Origin of the sequence: Mucilaginibacter myungsuensis (assembly GCF_015222005.1) — a bacterium.
In the GTDB taxonomy this organism is placed as follows: domain Bacteria; phylum Bacteroidota; class Bacteroidia; order Sphingobacteriales; family Sphingobacteriaceae; genus Mucilaginibacter; species Mucilaginibacter myungsuensis.
In genome coordinates, this window is the sequence record NZ_JADFFL010000008.1 from 130,267 (window position 1) to 155,856 (window position 25,590).

Here is a 25,590-nt window from a genome sequence, read left to right on the forward strand (position 1 = left end):
ATTTTGGCTGGCGGGTCTTATTAACAAAATTTAACACCGGGCTGGTCTTTAAAAAACATACTTTCGGCGTATGGAATTCTGTCAAGTACAGCATCCTTAACCTACTTATGCACCACAAACCTAAAAACACTTACGCCTATAACTTTCGCCGGCTCCTGATCTTGCTGATCAGTTTTTTCCTTTTGCAAGCATCGGCCTATGCCCAGGACAGCAAAGCGATCATTCGTCGTATCGATTCACTGGCAGCTTTAGGTCTGCCTAAGTCGGCCCTGACCGAGACCGAGAGGTTAGAGCGAGCGGCCGACGTTGAAAAAGATGTGACGTTACAGCTTGCGGCGGCCATTTACCGAATGCGTTTTATGAGCCTGACCGAAGAGTCCCCTCTCCCTGCTATAGTTGATCGACTGAAGCAAAAGCTCAGGGATGCCAGGTTTCCGGTCAAGCAGATATTACATTCGATGTTAGGCAATATTTACTGGAAATATTGCCAACAAAAGCGGCCATCGTTGTATAGCTATCCTGATCTTAACCCTGCCGGAACAGATATTACAAAGTGGGGACACCGAAATTTTTACGACGAGATGGGCAAAGAGTTCGCCTTGTCGTTGACCGATCAGACAATTGCACAAAGGACACCGGTAGATAAGTTTGCAGACCTGTTGGAAGGCGATAGCGCTACCCGCTATCTAAGGCCTACACTGTATGACCTGTTGGTTGCACGTGCACTGGATCTTTACCTGATGGATAACGGTTATTTCCCCCGGCCGTTAAAGCCATTTGATACTACTGACGACCGTTTTTGGGCCGATAGCAAAGGCTTTACCGCTTTTACCATCCCAACTACAGACACCAACTCCAATGTTTATAAAGGCTTTGTACTTTTGCAGCAAGCTACGGCCTTTCATATGGTTCAAAACCATCCCGAAGCTATTGCCGATCTTGATCTGAAAAGACTTGTTTTTCTTAAACAGCATACGCGGCATCCTAATAAGCCTCAACTATACCTAAAAGGCTTGGAAATTATAGCCGCTAAGACCGATCTGAGGTCAAGTGCTGATGCTTTGCAGCTGATGGGTAAATTTTATGCTGATAATGGCGATCTCACCAAAGCTGTGAGTTGTTACTATGCGGCGATAAAGCGTTTTCCCAATAGCCTTGCAGCTAAGAACGCTGCAGGCTATTTGAACATTATTAAGCGCTTATGGATGCAGATAGAGACCGAAAACCCCAACGTATCGGGTAAACCACTATTGGGGGCTATCAGTTATACTAATATTAAGGCGGTAACTTTAAGCTATTATAAATTAACACCAGAGCAGCTTAGTGTTTATAATAAACTTGCGCCCGATGAGTCATGGTCATTTTATAAACAACCGCAGTACCTTAAACAAAAGTACATTCAGGGTATCAAGAGTCTGCGGGAGCAAACTATTGAGTTGCCCGACCTTCAAGATTACAAGACACACCGCACCGAATTTAAGATCGACCCCTTGGAAAAGGGGCACTATATTATAGCAGCCAGATATATCAGTGCTCAGGACACTGGGTACCCGTCGCTGTTCGAATTGCACATTACCGATATTAATTACCTGGTGCGCGAGTTGCCCGATAGTAAAATAGGTATTGTTGTCGCCCACCGTCTTACCGGCAAACCCATGGCCGGTGCGACCGTCATTGCCGATAGCGTTAAGCGGTACACTGCCGATAAGAACGGTATGGTCACTTTAGATGTTGATCATCGAAACTACTCGATAAAGATATTGGCCGGTAGCGACAGTGTTATTTCGGCCAAAAAATATACTTATGGTGCCCGTTTATCAAATTTGCAAAAACGGGAAGTAAGGACAGTCTTTTTCACCGATCGTGATCTGTATCGCCCGGGCCAGACCGTATATTTTAGCGGCCTCTACTCGCAAACACAGGGCGGGAATACAAGTGTAATACCCGGCCAACGGCTATCGGTAAAGATAAAAAAGAACTACATTACAGTAATAGATTCTATCCCGGTGGTCACTAACGAGTTCGGTACTTTTTACGGTTCGTTCGTTATACCCACTAACATCAACGGTAATATCATTTTCAGCACAGATCAAAACAACGAAAGGGATATAAGGGTAGAGGAATATAAACGCCCCACTTTCGAGGTAGAGTTGGATCCTATTACCAAAACCTACAGGCCTGCTGACAGCATCCGGATCACCGGTACGGTACGGGCGTTTGCCGGGCATGGTATATCGCAAGCAAGAGTAGCCATAAATGTAGGTTGGCAATTAAAAGCCAAAACCTTTAGCCTGGATCAAAAACTCAAAAACATCCTCTTTGATCAAAGAGCATTTCAACTGAATGACACTGTGGTCACCGACGGGCGCGGCCGGTTTACCTACAAATTTATGGCTGAGCGGGGTAACGGTTTTGATCAGGGAGATGTAAGCTACATTTACAACGTTATAGCCAGTGCCACCGATGGTAACAACGAAACCCGGAAAGGAACGGCAAGTGTAGTGGCGGCCGATAATAATGTGACCTTGCTGCCCGAAAGGAGACAACGCAACGTTTATTTTAAGGGCGATACTACTATATTCAAGATCCTGCTTGCCGATCTGAGCGGCATGCCAGTTAAAGGTAAGTTAAATGCTACCATTTACGCGCTGCAAAAGCCGCCAGAAAGGCCTAAGGAAAAATTTTGGTATTATGATCACGCTGATACATTTTTGATCGATAGCCTGCCATATCAAAAAAACTTCCCCGGTTACACGTATCGCTCGCAAAACAGAACTTTAGTGCAGCGAATAGACCGTGCGGTGGGTACCGCCGCCGCTGTTGCCGATACATTGCATTCGGCCGAGCTTGACCTGAGCGTGCTTGATCGGTTAGGGTCAGGAAAATATCGGCTCGTAGTTAAGGGTGAAACATTGGCAGGAGATACCGCTACCTATACTACCGATGTGATATGGTACAACGGACCGACCGTGCCGACCGATCTTTACTGGATAGCTGCTATACCATCTAAAGACCCGGTCGCTAATTATCAACGGTATTACGTAGGCAACGTTAAAAAAAGCTATGTATTGATCGAAGTTTACGATGGCCCTGTACTGCGATCGGCCGAGTGGCGTCATCTACCTGCCGGTAAGCAGCAGGTGATAGATATCCCGACAAGTTACCAGGGCCGCGGGCTATCAGTACAGTTTATGATGATGTATGATAACAGGGTAGATTATGTTTACTTTCCGGCCCATAAACCCTTACCTGAAAAATTGGACATCAGGTTCACCACATTTCGCAATAAGTTACAGCCGGGCGAAAAAGAGCAATGGAAATTTCAGTTGCGCGCTAAGGATAACAAAATAGTACCGGCACAAATGGTAGCTACACTGTATGATAGCGCTCTTGACGGGCTTAGGCAGTCGTGGGACCGTAACTCCTGGTTGGTCAAGAATGCGGAGGCCGAAAGGTTGCCCCAATATTTTGCGTGGGAACGATCGGGCGATAACAATCATACAACGGGTAGCTATCTGAGTACTTTTACCCAGCCTTTTTATGGCTTTAGTCGCGATCACGAACGATTTAAAATGTTCAGCTACAATTATCACGATAATAGGCCTGCTGCAATTACCCCAAAAACCATTAAGGTAAATGGTAAAGAAGTGGCACTACCGGCATATGCTTTAAGGGAAGGTTATATAGAGGATAGTAACGATATCTTTAACGATCCGGCCTTGCAAGATTCGTATACCATGCACGAGACCGCGGTCTATAACAACTACGTTACCCGACGCGAACTTAGTACCCCGCCGGGAGAACGTTTCAAAACGGACGCTTTAACCTATTCGACAAATGAGGTAACGCTTAGATATATCAACCCGCGCATCAATTTTAACGAGACCGCTTTCTTTTATCCGGAGTTACGAACCAATAAGGACGGGCAGATCAGCATCAATTTTACCATGCCGCAAAGTTTGACCCAATGGCGATTCAAAGCTTTTGCGCATACCAGGGATCTGGCTACGGTATACGTCGAGCAAAATATCGTTACCCAAAAACAACTGAGCGTTAGCGCGGGCATGCCGAGGTTCTTCCGCTCGGGTGATACCATTACGGTGGCGGCAAGGGTGGCTAATTTAACATCGGCTAAATTGAAGGGCCGCGTGCAGATGCAATTCTTCAACGGTCTGAACGATCAGCCTATCGGTATTTTCGCTGATCCAAAAGCTTCGGAGCACCCGTTCGAATTGGAGAGCCAGAGCAACCGCTCGTTAAATTTTAAGCTGATCATTCCTGATGGCTTGGATGCGCTGACGTATCGCATATCGGCCGAGTCGGGCGATTTTACCGATGCCGAAGAAAATACCTTGCCGGTGTTATCCAAACAAGTGTTGGTCACTACATCCCTACCTATGATGGTGCGCCCGGGCGAACGTAAAAGCTTCACCATGGATGCCCTCGCCGCTAAACACAGCCCGACGCTGAAAAGCAGGACACTTACGCTGGAGTACACCACAAACACAGCGTGGAGCGCCATCCAAGCATTGCCAACCTTGACCGACGCTGCTGATGATAGCCCGGAGCAAATGTTCGGTCGCTACGTTGGTAATGGTATGGCTGCACACCTTATTAGTAAACAACCGGTTATCAAACAAATTTTCGATCGTTGGCGGTCGGCCGGTAGCAACGCGTCACTATCCAATTTGGAAAAGAACAAAGAACTTAAGACCGCCCTGCTTGAAGAAAGCCCTTGGCTGCGCGATGCCCAAACAGAGACCGGGCAGAAGAAGCGGCTGGCTTTATTGTTCGATGTTAACCAAATGAGTTACGACAGGCAGAGTACCCTCAACAAACTGGCCGCCAAGCAACTGGCCGATGGCGGTTTTGCCTGGTTCGGCGGGAATGTGGCCGATAGCTATATCACACGGTATATTTTGGCTGGTATAGGTCAACTTAACAAGGCCGGCGCTACCGATGAGGCCAATAAGCAAGCATTGAAGACCATTGCCGACAAAGCCATAAAATATTCGGATACACTGTTGGTTCGCGGTATTAAAGATAAGCGTAAGACCATAGATGGCGTTAGCCCTGACGAGCTTTACGCCTGGTATGTCCGGAGTTATTTTGCAGACGTACCGATGGGGCCGGAACAAAAGACCATTCTGGCCGAACGCCTAAAGTTGGCCGACCGCCAATGGCTCGGTAAAAGTAAATACGAACAAGGACTGATCGCCCTCACCATGCTCCGTAACGGCAAACCTGAAGTTACCCAAAAGATCGTTCGCTCGTTAATGGAGGCCGCTCAGACAAGTGCCGACATGGGGATGTATTGGGTCGACAACCGGGCGGGCTACTATTGGTATCAGGCACCTATCGAAACGCAGTGTTTGATGATCGAATTGTTCAGTGAGGTTGGCGGGTATGATAAAGCGATAGATGAAATGAAACTGTGGCTGATCCGCAACAAGCAGGTGAATAGCTGGCGCAGTACCAAGGCTACCGCCGCGGCTTGTTTTGCCTTGCTGATCAATCGCACTACGGCACTGAACACCCAAGCCGATAGCAAGATCAGCATAGGCGGGGCCGAGTTGACCGCATTGAAGCCTGATATAAAGGCGGAAGCCGGAACTGGTTATCTTAAAACTACCTGGACCGACGGCCAGATCAAACCGGCTATGGCTAAGGTCGACATCAGCAACCCGGGTAAGTCCGTTGGTTTGGGCGCGCTGTACTGGCAATACCTGGAGGATGCCGATAAAGTAAAAGCGTCGCAAAGCGGGTTGCAGTTAGAGCGCAAGTATTTCATCGTCACAAAAGATGGGCCGGTGGTCGTGGATGCTAAACACCAGCCTAAACCCGGCGATCTGCTAAAGGTAGTGTTGTATGTTAAAACCGATCGCGATATGGAGTATATCCATGTGAAAGATAACCGCCCGGCCGGGACCGACCCTGTGGATGTGCTGTCGGCTTATAAATATCAGGGCGGCCTTTATTATTATATGGTCACCCGCGATCTGTCGACCAATTTTTATATCAGCAGGTTAACAAAAGGCAACCACGTTTTTGAGTACGAGGTAAGGGCTGCGCAACCGGGCAATTACTCTGCCGGTTTAAGCACTATCCAAAGTATGTACGCGCCTGAATTTAATGCCACAGTGGGTGGTCAGAGGGTGAATGTGGTGGCAAAATAATTTAGGTAGCCACAGGTGGATGTGATACCTTTGGGTATATGCATCCACCTGAATTTGACCGCCAGGCTATTTTAGCCGACAATATCGTCCGCCTGATCCCGCTTAAAGAAGATGACTTTGACACCCTCTATGCCGTCGCGTCCGACCCATTGATCTGGGAGCAGCACCCCAATAAGGACCGCTACCAACGCGAGGTGTTCCAAACGTTTTTTCAAGGAGCAATAGAGTCCAAAGGAGCTTATTTGATCATCCATAAAGAGACCGATAAAGTGATCGGCAGTACCCGCTTTTACGATACCGAAGAGGAGAATGCCATCGCCATCGGCTACACCTTTTACGCCCGAGAATATTGGGGAGGTAAGTACAACCCATCGGCCAAGAAATTGATGATGGACCATGCACTGAAGTATTTCGGTGCTGTCATCTTCCATATCGGCAGCACCAACTTCCGCTCGCAAAAAGCGATCGAGCGCTTAGGAGCTAAAAAGATAGGCGAACAGTCGATAGCCTATTACGGTGAGATGGCTAAGCAGAATTTTATTTACAGGATAGGAAAGGAAGGGTGGATGTAAGGTACCCGCTGCCTTAGAATGTTTTTGCTAAATCGAATTATTTTAAAAAAAAATGATAATTTAATTCGGAGAGATGATATATTAGCCCGTTGATATTATGCCGAAGATCCCTATCTTAGCGATACGGTCGGTGCTGTAGGTGGCCGGCCGCGAAACCTTTTATAAACTCCATGTTCGATATCAAAGCAAGTAAATTCATTCTCGCGGGCCTTGTTGCGGCGGCCTGTTACTCTAATGCGTCGGCACAAACCGCTGCTAAGCCCGATGATAACCGTTTTACCAAAGTGGTGCTGGCCCAGCGTATAGAGGAGCCGATGCAGTTCCAGATCATGAAGGACGGCAAAGTATTGTACGCCGAGCGCAAAGGGAAACTGAAACTATATGACCCGGCTACAGGCAAGATCAGCATCGTGCACGATTTCCCCGTGAGTACCAAATACGTAAGCCAGACCGGCGAGGAGAGCGAGGCCGAGGACGGCTTTCAAGGCGTGATCCTGGACCCTGACTTTGATAAGAACCATTGGATGTATGTGTATTACTCGCCTATCGGTAAGGATTCGGTGAATCGGCTGGAGCGTTATACATGGTTGGGTAAAGGCCCCCTTAACACCGCTACCCGCAAAAAGATACTTGACGTACCTGTACAACGCTACGAGTGCTGCCACGTGGGCGGCGGTATGGTTTTCGATAAGGACCGTAACCTGTACCTGAGTACGGGAGATAATACCTTCTCCCGCGCGTCCGACGGTTTTTCGCCCCTAGATGAGCGCCCCGGCATGTATACCCAGGATTCGCAAAAAGGATCATCTAACACTAACGACCTGAGGGGCAAGATCCTGCGTATCCACCCAGAGCCTAACGGTACTTATACCATCCCGAAGGGTAACCTGTTCCCTAAAGGTACGCCCAAAACCCGCGCCGAGATCTACACCATGGGTAACCGCAACCCCTGGCGCTTAACTATCGACAGCAAAACGGGCTGGCTATACTGGGGCGAGGTTGGCCCCGATGGCAGTGTGGATGACTTTGAGAAGCGTGGCCCACAATCTTATGATGAATTTAATCAGGCCAAAAAGCCGGGCAATTATGGCTGGCCATATTTTATAGGTAACAATTTTCCTTATCACCATTACAATTTCGTTACCAAAGACCCTGGGCCGTTGTTTGATTCTGCTAAGCCTGTCAACACATCGCCTAACAGCAGCGGTCTGGAAGAATTGCCGCCAACTACTGCGCCCTTTATCTGGTACTCTAAACAAGCCAGTAAGGAGTTCCCGCTGATGGGCGGGGGCGGTAACAGCGCCGTGGGTGGACCGATATTCCACGCTTCGGACTTTAAGAACGCGCCGCGCGTATTCCCGTCGTACTTTGAGGGTAAATGGTTCATTACCGATTGGGTGCGCGGCTGGATAAACCTGGTGACCATGGACGATCAGGGCACCTACCAAAGCATGGAGCGCTTTCTGCCTAACCTGCAGTTGCATGGCCCTATCGATATGAAATTTGGCCCCAACGGCGACCTCTACGTATTAGAGTATGGCAATGGCTACTTCAAGGATAATCCCGAAGCCGAACTGATCCGCATAGAGTACAATGGTGGCAACCGCAAGCCACAGGTACAGGCCTCGGCCGATAAGATAGCAGGCGCATTGCCGCTAACCGTGGCCCTATCATCAAAAGGGACCAGCGATGCGGATGAAGGCGATAAACTAAGATATGTTTGGAAGATCACCAAGAACGGTGCGCCATTCAAAACCATTGCCCAGGCCGACCCAAGCGTCAGCTTTACAACAGCAGGCATCTATAAAGCGCTGCTGACCGTGACCGACGCTAAAGGTGCGAAGAATAGCAAGTCGGTAGAGATCAAGGCGGGCAACCAGCCGCCGGTGGTGAAGATCAATATCACCGCCGGTAACTCGCAATTCTTTTTCCCGGGAGCAGTGGTTGGCTACAGTGTGGATGTGGCCGACAAAGAGGACGGCAGTCTGGCCGGTGGCAAGATCCCGGCGACCAAGGTCTCTGTGAGTGCCAATTACCTGTCCGAAGGTTACAATATGACGGCCATTGCCTCTAAGCAAGGCAGCGTAGATGCGGGTGCGCAGTTATCAGGCGCGCAAGCGCTGATCGCTAAGAGCGATTGTAAAGCCTGCCATGCTGTTAACGAGAAGATCTTAGGTCCGTCGTTCACCCAAGTGGGCGAGAAGTATAAAGGCGACGCTAAAGCGCCTGAAGCATTGTTGAAGAAAATATTAGGCGGCGGCCAGGGCGTTTGGGGCGATGCCCAGATGCCTGCCCACCCGACCATGGCTGAGAGTGACGTAAAGTCGATCGTGAAATACATTTTAAGTTTGGGTTACCCGGCGCGCCATGCTAAGTCGTTGCCGGTGAGCGGCAGCTATAATACTACCGTGCCCGAGGGCGAAAATACCGATGGCAGCTTTATCATCCGCGCGGCTTATACCGATAAAGGCGCCAAGCTATCATCGGTACAAAGCGGTGAGCAAACGCTGGTGCTGGATGCGCCGCAATTGCTGGTGTCGAAACTATCCGATAAGAAAAACGTGGACCAGGATTGGGACATTACTTACGCTACCATTAAAGACGGCGGCTGGCTTAAATTTGCCAATGTGGACCTGACCGGCGTTAAGCAAATGGAGTTGGTGACCGCCCGAGGTAACGGTCAGCCTGCTGATGTGACCCTGCAGGTGCGTGCCGGGTCGCCGACAGGTAAAGTGCTAGGCAAATATACGGGTAAGTATCCGGGGCAGCCGATCAAGCTGGATGTGGCTGATGCAGCGGGTGTTAACGATCTTTATTTTGTGCTGAATGGCCGTGCCGTAAGGGTGAATAAAATAAAATTAGCTAATTAAAAATATTTACTAAATTTATTAGTAAATATCAAAACTATGTTTTATATTTGTATCATACAATTTTAGACGATGAGCAACGCAAACGCAGATAAACTTAAAGCATTACAGCTTACGCTTGATAAGCTGGAAAAATCATACGGCAAAGGTACGATCATGAAATTGGGTGATACCGAGATCGAGCCTATCGAGGTAATATCCACCGGATCTTTAGGGCTTGATATCGCTTTAGGAGTAGGGGGTTTGCCTAAAGGCCGTGTGATCGAGATCTATGGCCCGGAATCTTCGGGTAAAACTACTTTGGCTATCCATGCTATCGCCGAGTCGCAAAAGAATGGTGGCATCGCGGCTTTTATAGATGCGGAACACGCGTTCGATCGTTTTTACGCTAAAAAATTAGGCGTGGATGTAGAGAACCTGCTGATCTCTCAACCGGATAACGGTGAGCAAGCTTTAGAGATAGCTGACAACTTGATCCGCTCTGGCGCTATAGATATTTTGGTTATCGACTCGGTTGCGGCCTTGGTGCCTAAGGGCGAGATCGAAGGCGAGATGGGTGATTCTAAAATGGGTCTGCACGCACGTTTAATGTCTCAAGCTTTACGTAAGTTGACCGGTACCATCAGCAAAACAGGATGCTGCTGTATCTTTATTAACCAGTTGCGCGATAAGATCGGTGTGATGTTCGGTAACCCGGAAACTACTACCGGTGGTAACGCCTTGAAATTTTACGCTTCGGTACGTTTGGATGTACGCCGTATATCACAAATTAAAGATAGCGACGAAGTTTCTGGTAACCGCGTTAAGGTGAAGATCGTGAAGAACAAAGTTGCGCCGCCGTTCCGCTTGGCCGAGTTCGATATCATGTTCGGCGAGGGTATCTCTAAAGCCGGCGAGATCATCGACCTGGGTGTTGAGCATGGTGTGATCAAAAAATCAGGCTCTTGGTTCAGCTACGGCGAAACCCGCTTAGGCCAGGGCCGCGATGCGGTGAAACAACTGATCCAGGACAACCCCGAACTGATGGAAGAGCTGGAGGTCAAGATCAAATCCCTGATCAGCGGCGACAGCCTGGAAGAAGCATAGTTATAGTTTTTGTTATCAAATATATGGCAAGCCCCGAATCAGCAATGGTTCGGGGCTTTGTTGGCGAAAACCTTCTCTACCTATCATGAAATGTTCAATATCTTCAAGAAAAGAGCTCCCGAATTTATAAGCCACCGGTATAAAGATCTGGTGATCGATCTCCCTTCTCATTGGCAATATGAACTTGAAGAAGGCGATCTGGAAGCTTGCTTCGATCCAAATTCTCAAAGTACGTTACGGTTATATATCATCAAAGCTGTCGCTCCTTTACATTCAAGTTCAGAGCAAAATATAGCTGATCTAACGAGTGGCCTGCCTTATATTATAACATCAGACGATCTTGTCTTAACTAAGTTCATCTCGGAGGATATCAAAGAGGGCAATAGTGAGCTGACCATCTTAACTTGGCGGTTAATAGATGTTAAAAGCATAGAGAAAATTGCTGCCATTATTACCTATACAGTTTTATCGGATAGAATAAATTCAACTTCAGAGAAGGAAGCGGTCCAAATGATAGAAAGGTCTTTGCAGACAGCAAAGTTTATTGACTAAATTCCCCGCCCCGTCAAGTGTCCACGCTTGACTGAACCATTATTATGAGCGTCTTCGCTCACGTAGTAAGCTTGGACGCTTGACTTGGCAAAGAATATCGATCTCAACCTTTTTCCTAATTTCCGGTTTACCATCATATGTAGTATCTTCATTCAACCAGAATCTCAGATCAATATGCAGTTCCTAAACCTGACGATATTATTTATGCTTTGGGTGAGTCCGACGGTTGACGATACTCGTATCGTAAAGTGGAAAGAAGACAGACCATTGACCTGGGCAGATTTTAAAGGCGGGCCCGACTATAGAGCGGGGGCAGGTTCGGTTATTGTTTGGGATACACGTTACAATTACAGAGTCGAGCGCCGTGATACGTCCTATATTCTAACTTTTACTTTGGATAATGTGATGTACACTGACATCTCTTGGGTAATGAGGGATCAGATGGGGGACTATTTATTAGGCCATGAACAAACGCATTTTGATATCAACGAGCTCTTTACGCGCAAATTAGCAGCTGCATTTAAGGATGCAGTTTTCACCAGCAATTACAAGGCAGAAATGGATACCATATTTCGTCAAAACAGGGCCGATTGTGGTGCTATGGAATCAAAATATGATAAAGAAACTTCACATGCGGGGAATCACAATATGCAGTACCGGTGGCAACTGTTCGTTTTTTTAGAATTGCAAAAACTACCTAAAAACTATTGACCTTCCTTTACCGCATAAACCAATGCATATACCCGCAACTGCTGCAAACAAAACAGGTAGCGGTGCTATCGGTCCATTCCAGGTTAAGTATAGTTCGGGTTGGTGAGTGCAGCTGTTCCTTTCGGGTGTGGAAGGTTTCGTTCTTGCAAAACACGCAGATCAGTTGCTTATCGTCTATCTCGTAGCGTTTCGGTTCGTCGGCAGTGAATAGTCCCATCGGTTTAAAGTTTAATAGGTAGATTCAGATGAGATGGGTTTGTTACAGTCTGCAACAAAAAACGCCTTGCATCTCATCAATACAAAGCGTCCTTGGAAATTCTATGATCAACGGGTCAACCGGTCTGCCCTGCCAATAAAAAGAGTACCGCCATGCGGATAGCCACGCCATTCTCTACCTGATCCAGAATGATCGAGTGCTCTCCATCGGCCACATCAGAACTGATCTCGACACCGCGGTTGATCGGTCCCGGGTGCATAATGGTGATCTTTTTATCTAAAGAATCCAGGATCGGTTTGGTCAAACCATAAAGCATGGTATATTCTCGGATAGACGGGAAATACTTAATATCCTGACGCTCTAACTGTATGCGCAGCATATTGGCTACATCGCACCAGTTAAGGGCCTTGCGCAGGTCGTGCTCTACTATAACGCCCAGTTCTTTGATATATTTAGGGATCAGTGTGGTCGGTCCGCAAACCATTACCTCGGCCCCCAGCATTTTAAGGCAAAGAATGTTGGATAGGGCAACGCGCGAGTGCAGTATATCACCAACGATCACCACTTTCTTGCCGGCCACATCGCCGTATTGCTCACGGATAGAGAAAGCATCCAGTAAAGCTTGGGTAGGGTGCTCATGAGCGCCGTCGCCGGCGTTCACGATCTGGGCCTTTACGTGTTTAGACAAGAACACACCGGCACCGGCGTAAGGGTGGCGCATTACCACCATATCCACTTTCATGGCCAGGATATTGTTCACGGTATCGATCAGCGTTTCGCCCTTGCTTACCGATGATGACGATGCCGCAAAGTTTACCACATCGGCCGACAAACGTTTTTCGGCCAACTCGAATGAAAGTCGCGTTCGCGTAGAGTTCTCGAAGAAAATATTAGCAATGGTGACATCGCGCAGCGACGGCACTTTTTTGATCGGCCTATTCAATACAGACTTGAAGTTATCAGCGGTCTCAAATATTAACTGAAGATCGGCTACGTTCAGATCTTTAATACCAAGTAGATGTCGTGTACTTAAACCCATTATTTGATCTTGGATCTGTAATTAATTTTTATCACTTAACAAAACAACCTTATCCTCGCCATCGGTTTCCTTCCAGGAAACCACCACTTTTTGCGACGCGATAGAATCCACCTCTATACCGGTATAATCGGCAGTGATCGGGATATGGCGCGAGTAGCGGCGATCAACAAGGGTCAAAAACTCTACCTTCTCCGGGCGGCCAAAGGCCATCAGGGCATCCATGGCCGAGCGTACGGTACGGCCGGTCCACAGCACGTCATCCATCAAGATCACTTTTTTGCCCTCGATAATGAAATCGATCTTGGTCTGGTTGGGTGTCAACTGTTCGCGGCGGCGGAAATCGTCACGGTAAAACGTGATATCCAGGTCGCCCTGCAAAATGGTCTGTCCGGGAATGATATTGCGGAGTTCTTCGGCAATGCGGCGGGCCAAATAAATGCCCCGCGGCTGAATGCCAATAATGGCCGACTGTGAAAAGTCGTTATGATTCTCAATTAACTGGCGGCACAGGCGTTGGATCGTGATCTGAAATTTCTGTCCGTCGAGCAGTGTAGGATCAAGCATCGTTGGGTTGGATTTGGGCAAAGTTAAAAATTTGTCCGGTTTTTAGCTATTTATTCTGCAAACACAGCTTGTAAATTTGCTAAACCCGCTTTTTTTCACTATATTAGCTTTCCCTGATCGCTACACTTTCCTAATACAAAATTTCATGGATCAACCTAAACACCATGTCTATGCCGTACGCGCTTTTTTTAAGGTCGCGCTCATTATCGAGCTTATCGCGGTAGTTTTTTTGATGCCTATCAGATCCGCAATGGCACAAACCGATACCGGCAAGGTCAAGTCGTTATTATCCGCTATCGATAAACACAATACTAAGTTCGGGGCCGAAAAACTTTACATCACTTTTGATAAACCTTACTACGCAGTAGGCGATACCATTTGGTTTAAAACATATCTGCTAAATGCTGCCACTAAAGCGGCATCGCTAAACAGCAATAAGATCTATGTGGAACTGCTGAACGACAGCAGCCAGGTACGCGAGCGACTGGTGATCCCCGTAACCGCAGGCTTAGGTAACGGCGACTTTAAGCTGGAGACCAACATGGCCGAAGGTGCCTACACCATCCGTGCTTACACTAACTGGATGCAGAATTTTGGCGAAGAGCAGTTCTTTCACCACCGTTTTTACATCGGGAAACCTACCGAGCGCTCATGGGTTATCAGCGAGCAACACCAGATCATCCATACTGAGCAGAACCGTCAGGTAAAAATGGCTATGCAAATACGCAACCCCGGCGGCCGACCGGTAGTTGGCGAAGCGGTGACCCTGCGGTTACTGGACGGCCGCAAAGGCATCAGTAAGGCTGATGTGGTGACCGGGGTGGATGGGTCGTTAACAGCCGACCTGCAATTACCGGTCGGGGCAAATAGCCGTAACCTAAGTTTGCTGCTGATCAGTAAGCAACAGGCCAAACAGATCAAGTTCCCATTCTATACCCGCACGGGTAACGATATCGACCTGCAATTTATGCCCGAGGGCGGGAATTTGGTTACCGGTCTGTATAATAAGGTCGCCTTTAAGGCTGTCGGTGAGGATGGCTTAGGTGTTGACGCTGAGGGGACTATCCTGAACAATAAAGGCGAGGAGGTAAGCACATTTAAAAGCTTGCATAAAGGCATGGGCAACTTTGCATTGGTGCCGGCCATTGGCGAGACCTATACCGCTAAGCTGAATTTGCCCAACGGACAAAGCATGCTCTACAATTTGCCAGTCGCCAAAACATCAGGTATTGCAATGCGGGTGGATGGCACAACAAATAAGGATACCGTACGCCTTTACATTAGCGGTACCGCTGATAAAGCAAACGCCGAATACGTGCTGATAGCCCAGGGTAAAGGCAATACCTATTTCGGCACATCTTTCAAGCTCACTAACGGGGCATTCAACACACGCATCCCTGCTAATAAGTTCCCTACCGGGATATTGAACCTGATGGTGACCGACATTGACCGGCAGCCGCTGCTTAGCCGTAACGTGTTTATCGACCGGGGCGATGGCATCAGCCTGGCAGTAACGCCCGACAAAGCTGCTTACGTGGTTAATGACAGCATTGCGCTGAATATTGGGGCCACCAGCAAGATTGCCGGCGTAGTGCAGGGCAATTTCACGGTATCCATAACTGATGATGCTTTGATCGATCCTGCTAAGCGTACGCAACACTTGGGTAGCTACATGCTGCTATCGTCGGAGTTGAAAGGTAATATCGAAGATCCCGCCTGGTATTTTAGTGCAGGCCAGCCAATGGCGGCCAAAGCTTTAGATAACTTACTGTTGACCCAGGGCTGGATCGGTTTTGATGCCAACAAGGTATTCGCCAAAAAACAAACAGAGCCGATCTTTTGGGCTGAGAGCGATAATACGGTAGAAGGCGAGTTGCGCAACTTTTTCAATAAGCCGGCCACTAACCGTAAGGTTACGCTAATGAATTACCGTAAAGATATTTTTGTTTTAGATACCGTTAGCGATAATGCGGGGCGTTTTAAATTTACGGGATTGCCAACGAGTGACACTGTGGCTTATTTTGTAAAGATCCATAACGCAAGAGGCAAAGAGGCTGCCGTTGGCATCAACGTTAAGGAGTTTACACCTGCGCCATTGCCTGCTCCGGATAGCGTACGTATGATGCCTTGGTTCGCCAATACCGATACTACGTTAATGCGCTACCTGAAAGCAAGCGAGAAACGACTGGCTGCCAAAATTGGTCCTGTAAATGCTAAGGGTGATCTGTTAAAGCAAGTAAACATTAAAAGCTTGCGAAAAGCCCGTTTACAGGGCGAGCGTGGAGAGGATGTATATTTTGCAGATCTGGATATAGACGATAAGATATTGACCAAACAAGGCAATATCTCCTTGTTTGAATATTTGAAGCGTAATATACCCGAGTTTCATAAGCGATTACCAAAAGGCGGCGGCGCAAGGGACTTTTGGTATATGAAAGCTGCTATCCTCGGCAACATAATTATCGATAGTGTACCGGTAACGAGATATTATACTGCAGTACCTTTTATTACCGATTTTTTTCAGCAAATGTTAGAGAATATTCCCGCCGCATCTGTCAAAAACATGGTTGTTTATCATAAACCTACACTTAACGGTAAGGATTGGTATTCTTTGATGTACATCAAAACAAGACTGGGCAACGGGCCTGTCCTAAAAGAAACCCCCGGTATTTACATTTATCGCCCACTGCCACTATATATGCCGCGCGAGTTTTACAAGCCAAAGTACCTGGCCGGTGCGGAGCCATCAACAGAAATTCGCTCCACGCTGCATTGGGAACCTAACTTGGTCACTAATGAGCAGGGCCAGGCAAAGCTATCTTTTTATGCAGCCGATAAGCCCGGAATTTACACCGTCACGATAGAAGGCACCGATATGCAGGGGCATTTCGGTGCAACTACCCGAAAGATAGTGGTCGGTCCGGGTAATAAAGGCAAATAAAAGATCAACCTAACACATCATCAATATGAAACAGACCATCGGCATCCATCTGAAAAGATCATTGGCATCGTTACTGTTCATTGCATCGGCGGTAGCGATGAAAGCGCAGTCCACTACCGACACCGTAGCGCTGAAGAACATGCTATCGAAGGTGGAGAAATATAGCAACACCTATAATTCTGAGAAGGTTTACCTGCATTTTGATAAGCCTTACTACGCTGTTGGTGACACAGCGTGGTTTAAATCGTATGTGTTGAACGGTGATGCAAAGGGGCAGTCGGCCAAAAGTGCTAAGTTATATGTGGAATTGATCGGTGCCGATAATTTGGTGGTCACCCGGTTGGTTCTGCCCATTTTTGATGGTTTGGGGCAAGGGTATTTGGCTTTGGATGATAAGACCGTTGGCGAGGGGAATTACACCATCCGTGCCTACACCAACTGGCTGCAAAATTTTGGTGGCGACTATTTTTTCTATAAGCAACTATCCATAGGCAACCTCGGCGGAAACTCCTGGCTGCTTTCCGAACAACACAAGCGTGGCACCGGTGTCGACAGCGGCAAGATCGAACTGGCCATGCGCTTGAATACTGCTAAGGGTTTGCCCTTAGTGCAGCAAAAGGTAAGCATCAAAATGTTGGACGGCACTAAAACTATCCTAAAAAGTGAGACCAGTACCGATGTGCAGGGGACGATTATTAACAAACTTAGCTTGCCGCCAAAAGCCAATAGAAGTGCTTTGAGTATTTTGATAGAGGATCCGAACAATAAGTCGCAAAAGATCAGTTTCCCGTTCTATCCTTCGGGGGCAGGTGGCGATATCGACCTGCAATTTTTGCCCGAGGGCGGCAGCCTGGTCGCGGGCTTATACAGCAAAGTTGGTTTTAAAGCCATTGGCGAAGACGGTCTGAGCCGCGATGTTAAAGGTGCGGTCTATGATAGTAAAGGTGAAGAAGTAGCCAGCCTGCAAACCGTAGCGAAGGGTTTGGGTAGCTTGATGATGGTGCCGAAAGCCGGTGAAACCTACACGGCCAAGATCATGGTCGATGGTAAAGAGAAGACCTACAAACTCCCGGTAGCTAAGCCGCAAGGGATAGCTTTACGGGTTGACGGCGTTAACCATGCCGATGAGGTTTACGTGTACCTGTCGTCGGCTGTGCCCGATGATAAAAAGTACACTTTGGTGGCCCGCTCGCGCGATAAGGTTTATATGGGTTCGGGCTTTACGTTGAATGCCGAGGGGTACTTTAACACGCGTATCAAAAAAAGGCTGTTCCCGACGGGGATCATCAGTTTGATGGTCGTTGACCCGAACAATAAGCCCATTGCGCAACGCAACGTTTTCATCGACCATCATGATGCTTTGCAGGTAAGTGTATCGCCGTCTAAAGCAGTGTATGCCACTGCCGATAGCGTCGGCCTTAGTTTTAAGGTTACAGATGCGGTTGCGTCGCCGGTGCAAGGAAGTTTTTCTGTCTCGGTCACAGACGATGCGCAGGTAAAGGATAGCGTTCAGCACGATAACATCCAAAGCCATTTGTTGCTGGCATCGGAGTTAAAAGGAAGCATCGAGGATCCGGCCTGGTATTTTACTAAAGGTGATGAAAAGCGGAAAGTGCGCACATTGGACAATTTGCTAATTACGCAGGGCTGGCAGGGTTTTGATCTTGAGAATGCGGTAAAACCTATAACTGATGCCAAATTTAAGGCCGAGCCGCAGATCAGTATAAATGGTAAGCTGACCAATTTTTTCGGCAAGCCGGCGGTCAATAAAAAGGTAATAGCGATGACCGCTAATATGGGTTTATCTTTGTTGGATACCATAAGTGATACTGACGGCCGTTTTAAATTTGATGACCTGCCTTTGTCTGATTCGGCCACGTATGTGATCAAAGTACACGAGCCAAACGGTAAGTCGGCGGCCGTGGGTATAGAAGTTGATGAGTTTGAGCCGACAAGATTGCCGCTGCCCAAATTACCAACTATCACCCCATGGAACTTAAATTCTGATAATACACTACTTGGATATTTCAGTAATGCTCGAAAGCTCAATGCGATCAGTACGCTACCTATTGCACAGGGTACCTTGTTAAAAGACGTTACAATTAAAGAAAAGAAAGTAGCGATATCGGGGGTTAATGGTGAGGTGTTTTTCCCTGACTGGGATATCGACGTAAAAGAACTGATCAAAGAGCCAAGGATAAGTTTGTTGCGGTTTTTAGAAAAAAATTATGCCCTGGCAACCAAGCCCGTTGATGGTCAAACATGGTTTTTTGTACGCAGTGCTCGTTTATATAATATTGTTATAGATGGGATCGAAGTATCCAGATTTTTATCAAATATGGGACCAGAGAGTTTGTACAAAAACTTTAGGGCTTATCTTGAACATTATTATACCGATGACATTAAGCATGTTTACAGCTACAATTATATGGTATGGGTAAAAACAGATGGAATTTTAAGGCTTGAGCAACGATCCGTATTGGTGCTCGATACCAGGTCGGGGGCCGGGCCGATGCTCAAGGACCATTATGGACTATATGTCTACCGCCCGCTACCAATGCAGTTACCAAAGCAGTTTTACAGTCCTAAATATAATTTGAAGCCCACCACGCCCGACCTGCGCTCCACCATTTATTGGGAGCCTAATTTGGTTACCGATGAGCAAGGCGATGCCAAGGTATCTTTTTATGCAGCGGACAGACCAGGTTCTTACACCGTTAATATTGAAGGAACGGATATGCAGGGCCATTTTGGGGTGAGCAAACACAAAGTGATCGTAGCGGGTCCCTCACCTAATAAAATTAAACCATAAGTGCCTGCAAACGTCTTAATAGTCTCTACCTGAACAAATATGATCATCTGCCTTAAAAACGCCTGTTTTATTCTCCTTGCATTGATCTTGCCATCGGTATTGTCGGCCCAAACCTTGCCCGACACAGGAGTGGTGCGTAAGCTTTTATTACCGGCCAACAAATATCTGGATACCTATAGTCCCGAAAAGGTGTATCTCCATTTGGATAAACCCTATTACGCCGTAGGCGACACGGCATGGGTAAAGGCATATGTGACCAAGGCCAATGGCACACCCGCAAAAAGCATTAAGCTTTATGTGGAAGTACTGAACAGCGAAGCACAACTTGTGCAGCGCTATGTGTTGCCTGTTTTTGACGGCTTGGCACAAGGTTTTGTACCGCTGACCGAAAAACAGGTACCTCAGGGTAAATATACCATCCGCGCATACACCAACTGGCAGCAAAATTTTGGTGCCACAAGCTTTTTTTACAAACAACTGAGCGTTGGTAAATTGGGTAGCAATACATGGCTGGTAGCAGAGCAGCACAAGCGCGAGGGTACCGATAGCAACCGTATAACGTTGGCTATGCGTTTTAATGACGCCAAGGGTGCGCCCATAGTTCTGCAGCCGTTGAGCGTAAAGGTGATGGAAGGTAAGAAAGCCATCCTAAGCAGCAATATGACCACCGGGGTAGACGGTATGCTTAGCGGGAAACTCACGCTGCCCGCTAAGGCTAACAAACGTGATCTGAGCGTATTGGTAGAGGACACCAGAGATAAGTCCAAAAGCCTGAGCTTCCCTTTCTATCCCTCAGGCACAGGTGGCGATATCGACCTGCAATTTATGCCCGAAGGCGGATCGTTGATAGCGGGCGTTTATAATAAGGTAGGTTTTAAAGCGATAGGAGAGGATGGCTTAAGTCGTGAGGTGCAGGGTACTATTGTGGATGACACAGATGAGGTGTCGGGTACTTTACAAAGCACGCATAAAGGAATGGGGAGCTTTGTGCTGGTCCCCCAGCCGGGACGCAGCTATATGGCGAAAGTGATGGTGGACGGTAAGGAGAAGCTGTATAAATTGCCACCGGCTAAGGCTAATGGTTTGACCTTGCGTGTAGAAGGCGTTAATCATCCCGGCGAGTTATATGTTTATATATCATCGGTGGGGATAGAGAATAAAAACTTTGTGTTGCTGGCCCGCTCGGCAGGAGCGGTGTATTTTGGCTCGGCCTTCGCGCTGAACGAGGAAGGGTATTTTAACACCAGGATAGCCGACAGTAAATTCCCTACCGGAATAGTCAGTTTAGCGGTGATGAGTTTGGATGGTAAGCCCGTTGCCCAGCGCAATATATTTGTTAACCATTACGACGGATTGAAGATAGATGCGATGCCGCAGACAGCGTACGCCACCGGGGATAGCGTGACATTAAACATGCTGGTTAAAAGCAACGTAGGGAAAGGTGCGCAAGGCAGTTTCTCGGTATCGGTGACAGATGATGCGCAGATAAAAGAAGTGGGGACAGATAGCGATATACAAAGCCATTTGCTGCTTGCATCCGAAGTGGCTGGACATATTGATGATGCTGCCTGGTACTTTACACCCGGCGATGAAAAGCTGAAAGCAAAAGCGTTGGATGACCTGCTATTGACCCAAGGCTGGCAGGGTTTTGATCTGGCCGAAATAAGCAAGCCCCTTGCTATGCCGCTTTACAAAGCCGAAGTGGATAATACGGTAAGTGGTAAACTGACCAATCTCGTCAAAAAGCCGGTAAGGAATGCCAAGGTGATCTTAATGATGAAGAGTAAGACCGAGAACGCCGTGTTAGATACCGTTAGCGATGATGAGGGGCGTTTTCGGTTTTCGGATCTGCCGCTGGCCGATTCTGCAGTGTACCTCATCAAGCTGCATAATAAGAATAACAAGACCCTGGCGGCCGGCATAACCGTCGACGATTTCACTCCCACCAGCGCAGGGTTGGTTAATAGAACAAGGATGGCGCCTTGGAATGTGAATGCGGATAGCACCCTGCTTAATTACATGATCAAGGCTAACCAAAAGGTTGATCAAACATTTGTTCCGCCTTCCGGAACTTTATTGAAACAGGTAAACATTAAAGAAAAGCGTATTGTAAAATATGTAGGCGGCGAATTTGCGACCGAGTTATCTGTAATAGACGAAAAAGAGTTGATAGCAGCCAAAAAGATAAGCTTGATGGAGCTACTGGTTAAAAAATATCCCGGTTTCAGGCAGTCGAGTTTTTACCAGGCATCTGTATTTGCCCGGCCGGCAAGATACGCGCAAGAACAATTTGTGGTTGGATCGATGTTGATCAACGATATTATTGCTGATGGGCAAAGTGTATCGGACCCAACGTCAATGGTGTACGATGTATCGGACAGAGCTAACGGCATCAATAGTGGTTCGGACGCAAAGCCGGGCGAAATGGATTTAAGCCAAAAGATCTCTAAAACCACCATGTACGATAACATCAACACCTTTTTAATGAACATTGGTGCAGAGGATGTTAAGAATGTAGCCTTATACCGGGGTACGCAAATGTATTTTGTGATAGAGACCCGAGGCAAGCATGGGGCATATACCCGCACCTCCCTTGGTACTTACGCCCATCGGCCATTACCCGTACAGATGCCTAAACAATTCTATAGCCCTAAATATGATGTCAAGAACCCGCTACCAGATCTGCGGTCGACCATACATTGGGATCCTAATGTGATATCTGATGCCGATGGCAATACACAGATCAAATTCCGCGCGGCAGGCAAGCCTGGCACTTATACCGTCAGTATTGAAGGTACCGACATGGAAGGCCATTACGGCGTGAGTAAGCAAAAGATAACGATAGTTGCAGGCAGTAGTGGGAAGTAGGGACGGACAGTCTGTATCCAACGGTATCGAAGGGGGTAATAATCTTTCAGCAGCCGCTGAGTGCTAATGTTGAAAACTCCACCATATGTTAAAAAAAGCTCAGCGGCATCAGCGATATTAGAAGAAAATCAACGATCGCTTTTTCGTAATATTGACTTAATGAACACCGACCATCTGGAAGAATTGATAGCCGCCGGCGATACCGCCGCATTGACTGCTCTGTTGCAGGGTAACCGCGCCCTTGCGTCGGCGCCGACCAGCCATGGTGTTTCTCCGTTAATGCTGTCGTGCTATTATAAAAAGCCGGAAGCGTCGGCCGTGCTGTTAAAGTTCGTTGACGAGGTGAACCTTTTTGAGGCCGCCGCGGTAGGCAAATTTGATGTGGTTGCTTATATTGTAGGTACTCATCCCGATTCGGTAAATGACTTTGCCCCCGATGGTTTTACACCGCTTGGGCTGGCCTGCTATTTTGGTCAGGCAGAGGTAGCACGTTACCTGGTGCTGAAAGGGGCTGAAGTGAACCTGCCATCTAACAATGGTTTCAATGTGTTCCCGTTGCATTCGGCGACGGCAGGTAATTTTACCGATATTGCCCGGATGCTGGTAGCAAATGGTGCCGAAGTGAATGTGGTGCAAAAGTCGGGCGTTACGCCGCTGCATTCGGCCGCGCAAAATGGCAATGCCGATATGCTGATCCTATTGTTAGAGAAAGGCGCTGATGTCGGCATCCGTATGGAAGGCGGCAAATTACCAGCCGATCTGGCGCGGGATAAGGGTTTTAACGAGATAGCAGAGATACTCTCTTAAATCCGAAAGTCCGGAAGACGGAAAGTCTGAAAGCAGGAGGGTTGCACGTAGAAATTCAGAAAGATATTTCGTTGATATAATGTTAAGATAGTACATTCGTATAAACCAAAAATACGCCGATGGTCTTCCGGTCCCGATAGCTATCGGGATGTGGTCTTTCGGGCTTTCCGACTAAAAATATGAAAACAGAACGCACCATCATGATGACCGGTAAGGAGTACCAGCATATTAAAGAACAGCTGGAAACCAATGCCGAATACGAATACCACACCGGGACCGAGTTTGAACCCGAGACCTTAACCCTCACCGATATCTATCTGGATACCGACCCTGATTTTACCCGCAACCCCGAGCAATTTGCCCGTATAGATGGCGATCTGAGCGTGCAGGTGAAAGTGGTTTATGAGGAGTAGGGAATAGAGTCAAGAGTATAGAGTCAGGAATCAAGACATTGGTGGTCGCCGAAACTGATCTCAACAAAAAAGCCGGACGTTGCCGGCTTCGCATATCTAAAAATAAGAAATGTTTTGGAACAAGGTTAAAACCTTGGCTTGCGGTTACCGCCGCCGTTGTTGGTAGGGCGCGGGCCTTTGTCTTCGGCCACGTTAACACGGATGATGTTATCATAGTAACGTTGTCCGTTCATGTACTTAATGGCTTCTTTGGCTTCTTCCTCGTTAACCATTTCAACAAAACCAAAGCCTTTGCTTTGCTTTGTTTGGTGGTCTTTAATAATTCGAAGCGACTTTACCGGTCCGAAATCACTAAAAACCTCCGTTAATTCGCCCTCGCCTACTTGCAGGGGCAGTCCTGAAATAAATACCTTCATTAAATCCTCTTGGTTGTTTTTTTGATGCCACAAAGGTACAAAAAATAAGGCCGTAATTTGTAGTAGAACGGTCAGAATTGTTATAGTGGGTCATGGCTAATATTTCATGGTTCATGGCGAAGAAAGTACGGCAAAGATCAAGGCTATTAACTATGAGCTATTAACCATAAACCACTCTCTATCCCCCGAAAACCGTCTTCCAAAGTTCGGCAACTTCTTTACGGACCGAGCGCGGGCATTTATCCTCGAACTGAAGAGAGGGTTGCGCGTCATCCGTATTTTTCACTACCGGGTGCCCCGGATGGGTCACAGTGAAATAGTTGGCAATGTCTACCTGTTTGTCGCGGCTTCGCTGATGTACTAATCGGCCAAAGCGGTTAAGTTTCTTATAAAATGCGGTCATAAATGTTGCATTTAGTTAAGTGTGGGTAACCCCTAGGTTACTCAAATAAAATAACGCATAGTTAAATTAATTGTTAAGTACGATAAGTGACTTTTTCCCAACAAGATACAAACAGAAAATTCGGGCATATCAACACATTGTCAACAATGCATGTTGATAAAACAATTTGATAGTTAGCACTTTAAAAATATGGCTTGAGATGGCCTTTTGAACGGGAATATGCGTTGGGAGGGTTGCAAAGCTAATGTATTTAACTAAGGCGCAAGGGTTAATTTGAAATAATTAACATCTATCACGCTACCCTCCCCTAAGCCGGAGTGGGTAACGCAGGTATCTGTTACAACATCAAAAAACGGCGTAAATTGAGCAATTAGCGTCAGATCTTAATGATCTTGCTGCCGGGTTTACGGTGGTCATCATCATTATGCGGTTTGGGTATCGCTTTTACAATGCCGATAAGCGTATGAGCAATGGCCCCCATTGCACCGATGCCGAATTTTACAAAAGGTTTCATTACGCTCAGGTCTATCTCGCTTTTTTTGTTGAGGTTAGATCTGCCTTGATTAAGTTGTTTGATATGTTGGTTAGCCATGGTGTTACAATATTGATGTAAGATAACAAGCGCTTCGATGCGCTATTTGTTTCGATGAATTTAACGTAGGGCGTGCAATAGTAGTATCTTCGTTCATTAAACACATCCTATGGAATATCCTATCTTCAATAATTTCAGTGAAATCGTTACTAAAGAAATGACACCCGGTTATTTCTCTAAGCTGATCCATACCGATACCAACACCGTCAATTTTTTAGAGGTAAAGGCAGGCAGCGTGTCGGCACTGCATCGTCACCCGCATACACAGATGGCTTTTGTGGTAGAAGGCATATTTGAAATGACCGTAGAAGGCGAGATCCGCCAATTAGATAGCGGCCAATTTGTAATGATCCCATCCAATGCCCTGCATGGCGGCACAGCTATTACCGATTGTAAGCTGATAGATGTATTCAGTCCGGTGAGAGAGGATTACTTGTAGGGCTTCGCCGTCATTTTGCTACGCATCATTAGGCCATTACGCTTCGCTGTCATTGGTTATTGGTAATTAGTTAAAAACAAGCGCTTCGATGCGCAATTTTGACTAATCACTAATC

Annotated in this window: 18 protein-coding genes; 12 read left to right on the forward strand and 6 right to left on the reverse strand. The window is 47.2% G+C overall.

Annotated elements, in window-relative coordinates; translation table 11 throughout:
* Positions 1-107 precede the first annotated feature (107 nt).
* From IRJ16_RS18495 to IRJ16_RS18520, 6 genes are all read left to right on the forward strand, one after another.
* Positions 108-6,176, forward strand: a complete 6,069-nt coding sequence (locus IRJ16_RS18495; protein WP_194113128.1) for an alpha-2-macroglobulin family protein — start codon at positions 108-110, stop codon at positions 6,174-6,176.
* Positions 6,177-6,214: 38 nt separating this feature from the next.
* Entirely contained in the window at positions 6,215-6,748 is a 534-nt protein-coding gene (locus IRJ16_RS18500) for a GNAT family N-acetyltransferase (protein ID WP_194113129.1), read from the forward strand.
* A 170-nt stretch (positions 6,749-6,918) separates the two neighbouring features.
* Positions 6,919-9,618, forward strand: coding sequence for a PQQ-dependent sugar dehydrogenase (locus IRJ16_RS18505; protein WP_194113130.1), 2,700 nt, complete (start codon positions 6,919-6,921; stop codon positions 9,616-9,618).
* A gap of 69 nt (positions 9,619-9,687) precedes the next feature.
* Positions 9,688-10,701, forward strand: coding sequence for a recombinase RecA (gene recA, locus IRJ16_RS18510; protein ID WP_194113131.1), 1,014 nt, complete (start codon positions 9,688-9,690; stop codon positions 10,699-10,701).
* 9 nt (positions 10,702-10,710) lie between these two features.
* Entirely contained in the window at positions 10,711-11,253 is a 543-nt protein-coding gene (locus tag IRJ16_RS18515) for a hypothetical protein (RefSeq protein ID WP_194113132.1), read from the forward strand.
* Between the two features lie 174 nt (positions 11,254-11,427).
* Positions 11,428-11,964: a DUF922 domain-containing protein gene (locus IRJ16_RS18520; RefSeq protein WP_194113133.1), complete on the forward strand. Its 537-nt coding sequence runs from the start codon at positions 11,428-11,430 to the stop codon at positions 11,962-11,964.
* Positions 11,965-11,971: 7 nt separating this feature from the next.
* Here the strand turns inward: IRJ16_RS18520 and IRJ16_RS18525 are convergent, their stop codons facing one another.
* The 3 genes from IRJ16_RS18525 to pyrR all read right to left on the reverse strand — a co-directional run bounded on the left by IRJ16_RS18525 (position 11,972) and on the right by pyrR (position 13,784).
* Complete coding sequence (locus IRJ16_RS18525) at positions 11,972-12,181, reverse strand: DNA-binding protein (protein WP_194113134.1); 210 nt, start codon at positions 12,179-12,181, stop codon at positions 11,972-11,974.
* A gap of 115 nt (positions 12,182-12,296) precedes the next feature.
* Positions 12,297-13,220, reverse strand: coding sequence for an aspartate carbamoyltransferase catalytic subunit (locus IRJ16_RS18530; RefSeq protein ID WP_194113135.1), 924 nt, complete (start codon positions 13,218-13,220; stop codon positions 12,297-12,299).
* A gap of 21 nt (positions 13,221-13,241) precedes the next feature.
* Positions 13,242-13,784 carry a bifunctional pyr operon transcriptional regulator/uracil phosphoribosyltransferase PyrR gene (pyrR, locus tag IRJ16_RS18535; protein ID WP_194113136.1) on the reverse strand — a complete coding sequence of 181 codons (543 nt, stop codon included), beginning with the start codon at positions 13,782-13,784 and terminating at the stop codon, positions 13,242-13,244.
* Positions 13,785-13,929: 145 nt separating this feature from the next.
* Here pyrR and IRJ16_RS18540 point away from each other — a divergent pair, with 145 nt between their 5' ends.
* From IRJ16_RS18540 to IRJ16_RS18560, 5 genes are all read left to right on the forward strand, one after another.
* The gene (locus IRJ16_RS18540) at positions 13,930-16,725 is read left to right on the forward strand and encodes a hypothetical protein (protein WP_194113137.1); all 2,796 of its coding nucleotides are present in this window, start codon (positions 13,930-13,932) and stop codon (positions 16,723-16,725) included.
* 25 nt (positions 16,726-16,750) lie between these two features.
* On the forward strand, positions 16,751-19,537 hold the full coding sequence (locus IRJ16_RS18545) for a hypothetical protein (protein WP_194113138.1): 2,787 nt from the start codon (positions 16,751-16,753) through the stop codon (positions 19,535-19,537).
* A 39-nt stretch (positions 19,538-19,576) separates the two neighbouring features.
* Entirely contained in the window at positions 19,577-22,405 is a 2,829-nt protein-coding gene (locus IRJ16_RS18550; protein WP_194113139.1) for a hypothetical protein, read from the forward strand.
* A gap of 159 nt (positions 22,406-22,564) precedes the next feature.
* Positions 22,565-23,212, forward strand: a complete 648-nt coding sequence (locus IRJ16_RS18555; RefSeq protein WP_194113140.1) for an ankyrin repeat domain-containing protein — start codon at positions 22,565-22,567, stop codon at positions 23,210-23,212.
* Positions 23,213-23,391: 179 nt separating this feature from the next.
* Positions 23,392-23,625 (forward strand): hypothetical protein, encoded by a 234-nt coding sequence (locus IRJ16_RS18560; protein ID WP_194113141.1) that lies wholly within the window; start codon positions 23,392-23,394, stop codon positions 23,623-23,625.
* Positions 23,626-23,750: 125 nt separating this feature from the next.
* Here the strand turns inward: IRJ16_RS18560 and IRJ16_RS18565 are convergent, their stop codons facing one another.
* The 3 genes from IRJ16_RS18565 to IRJ16_RS18575 all read right to left on the reverse strand — a co-directional run bounded on the left by IRJ16_RS18565 (position 23,751) and on the right by IRJ16_RS18575 (position 25,036).
* The gene (locus IRJ16_RS18565) at positions 23,751-24,041 is read right to left on the reverse strand and encodes an RNA recognition motif domain-containing protein (protein ID WP_194113142.1); all 291 of its coding nucleotides are present in this window, start codon (positions 24,039-24,041) and stop codon (positions 23,751-23,753) included.
* 178 nt (positions 24,042-24,219) lie between these two features.
* Positions 24,220-24,444 (reverse strand): hypothetical protein, encoded by a 225-nt coding sequence (locus tag IRJ16_RS18570; protein WP_194113143.1) that lies wholly within the window; start codon positions 24,442-24,444, stop codon positions 24,220-24,222.
* Positions 24,445-24,820: 376 nt separating this feature from the next.
* A complete protein-coding gene (locus IRJ16_RS18575) occupies positions 24,821-25,036 on the reverse strand; it encodes a hypothetical protein (protein ID WP_194113144.1) in 216 nt (71 codons plus the stop codon).
* A gap of 109 nt (positions 25,037-25,145) precedes the next feature.
* Here IRJ16_RS18575 and IRJ16_RS18580 point away from each other — a divergent pair, with 109 nt between their 5' ends.
* Positions 25,146-25,475 (forward strand): cupin domain-containing protein, encoded by a 330-nt coding sequence (locus IRJ16_RS18580; protein WP_194113145.1) that lies wholly within the window; start codon positions 25,146-25,148, stop codon positions 25,473-25,475.
* Positions 25,476-25,590 lie beyond the last annotated feature (115 nt).

What these genes read in the sequence shown, in the direction of transcription:
- IRJ16_RS18495 (WP_194113128.1), top strand. Translation starts at nt 108, where the DNA reads ATGCACCACAAACCTAAAAACACTTACGCCTATAACTTTCGCCGGCTC.
- IRJ16_RS18500 (WP_194113129.1), top strand. Translation starts at nt 6,215, where the DNA reads ATGCATCCACCTGAATTTGACCGCCAGGCTATTTTAGCCGACAATATC.
- IRJ16_RS18505 (WP_194113130.1), top strand. Translation starts at nt 6,919, where the DNA reads ATGTTCGATATCAAAGCAAGTAAATTCATTCTCGCGGGCCTTGTTGCG.
- recA (WP_194113131.1), top strand. Translation starts at nt 9,688, where the DNA reads ATGAGCAACGCAAACGCAGATAAACTTAAAGCATTACAGCTTACGCTT.
- IRJ16_RS18520 (WP_194113133.1), top strand. Translation starts at nt 11,428, where the DNA reads ATGCAGTTCCTAAACCTGACGATATTATTTATGCTTTGGGTGAGTCCG.
- IRJ16_RS18525 (WP_194113134.1), bottom strand. Translation starts at nt 12,181, where the DNA reads ATGGGACTATTCACTGCCGACGAACCGAAACGCTACGAGATAGACGAT.
- IRJ16_RS18530 (WP_194113135.1), bottom strand. Translation starts at nt 13,220, where the DNA reads ATGGGTTTAAGTACACGACATCTACTTGGTATTAAAGATCTGAACGTA.
- pyrR (WP_194113136.1), bottom strand. Translation starts at nt 13,784, where the DNA reads ATGCTTGATCCTACACTGCTCGACGGACAGAAATTTCAGATCACGATC.
- IRJ16_RS18540 (WP_194113137.1), top strand. Translation starts at nt 13,930, where the DNA reads ATGGATCAACCTAAACACCATGTCTATGCCGTACGCGCTTTTTTTAAG.
- IRJ16_RS18545 (WP_194113138.1), top strand. Translation starts at nt 16,751, where the DNA reads ATGAAACAGACCATCGGCATCCATCTGAAAAGATCATTGGCATCGTTA.
- IRJ16_RS18550 (WP_194113139.1), top strand. Translation starts at nt 19,577, where the DNA reads ATGATCATCTGCCTTAAAAACGCCTGTTTTATTCTCCTTGCATTGATC.
- IRJ16_RS18555 (WP_194113140.1), top strand. Translation starts at nt 22,565, where the DNA reads ATGAACACCGACCATCTGGAAGAATTGATAGCCGCCGGCGATACCGCC.
- IRJ16_RS18560 (WP_194113141.1), top strand. Translation starts at nt 23,392, where the DNA reads ATGAAAACAGAACGCACCATCATGATGACCGGTAAGGAGTACCAGCAT.
- IRJ16_RS18565 (WP_194113142.1), bottom strand. Translation starts at nt 24,041, where the DNA reads ATGAAGGTATTTATTTCAGGACTGCCCCTGCAAGTAGGCGAGGGCGAA.
- IRJ16_RS18570 (WP_194113143.1), bottom strand. Translation starts at nt 24,444, where the DNA reads ATGACCGCATTTTATAAGAAACTTAACCGCTTTGGCCGATTAGTACAT.
- IRJ16_RS18575 (WP_194113144.1), bottom strand. Translation starts at nt 25,036, where the DNA reads ATGGCTAACCAACATATCAAACAACTTAATCAAGGCAGATCTAACCTC.
- IRJ16_RS18580 (WP_194113145.1), top strand. Translation starts at nt 25,146, where the DNA reads ATGGAATATCCTATCTTCAATAATTTCAGTGAAATCGTTACTAAAGAA.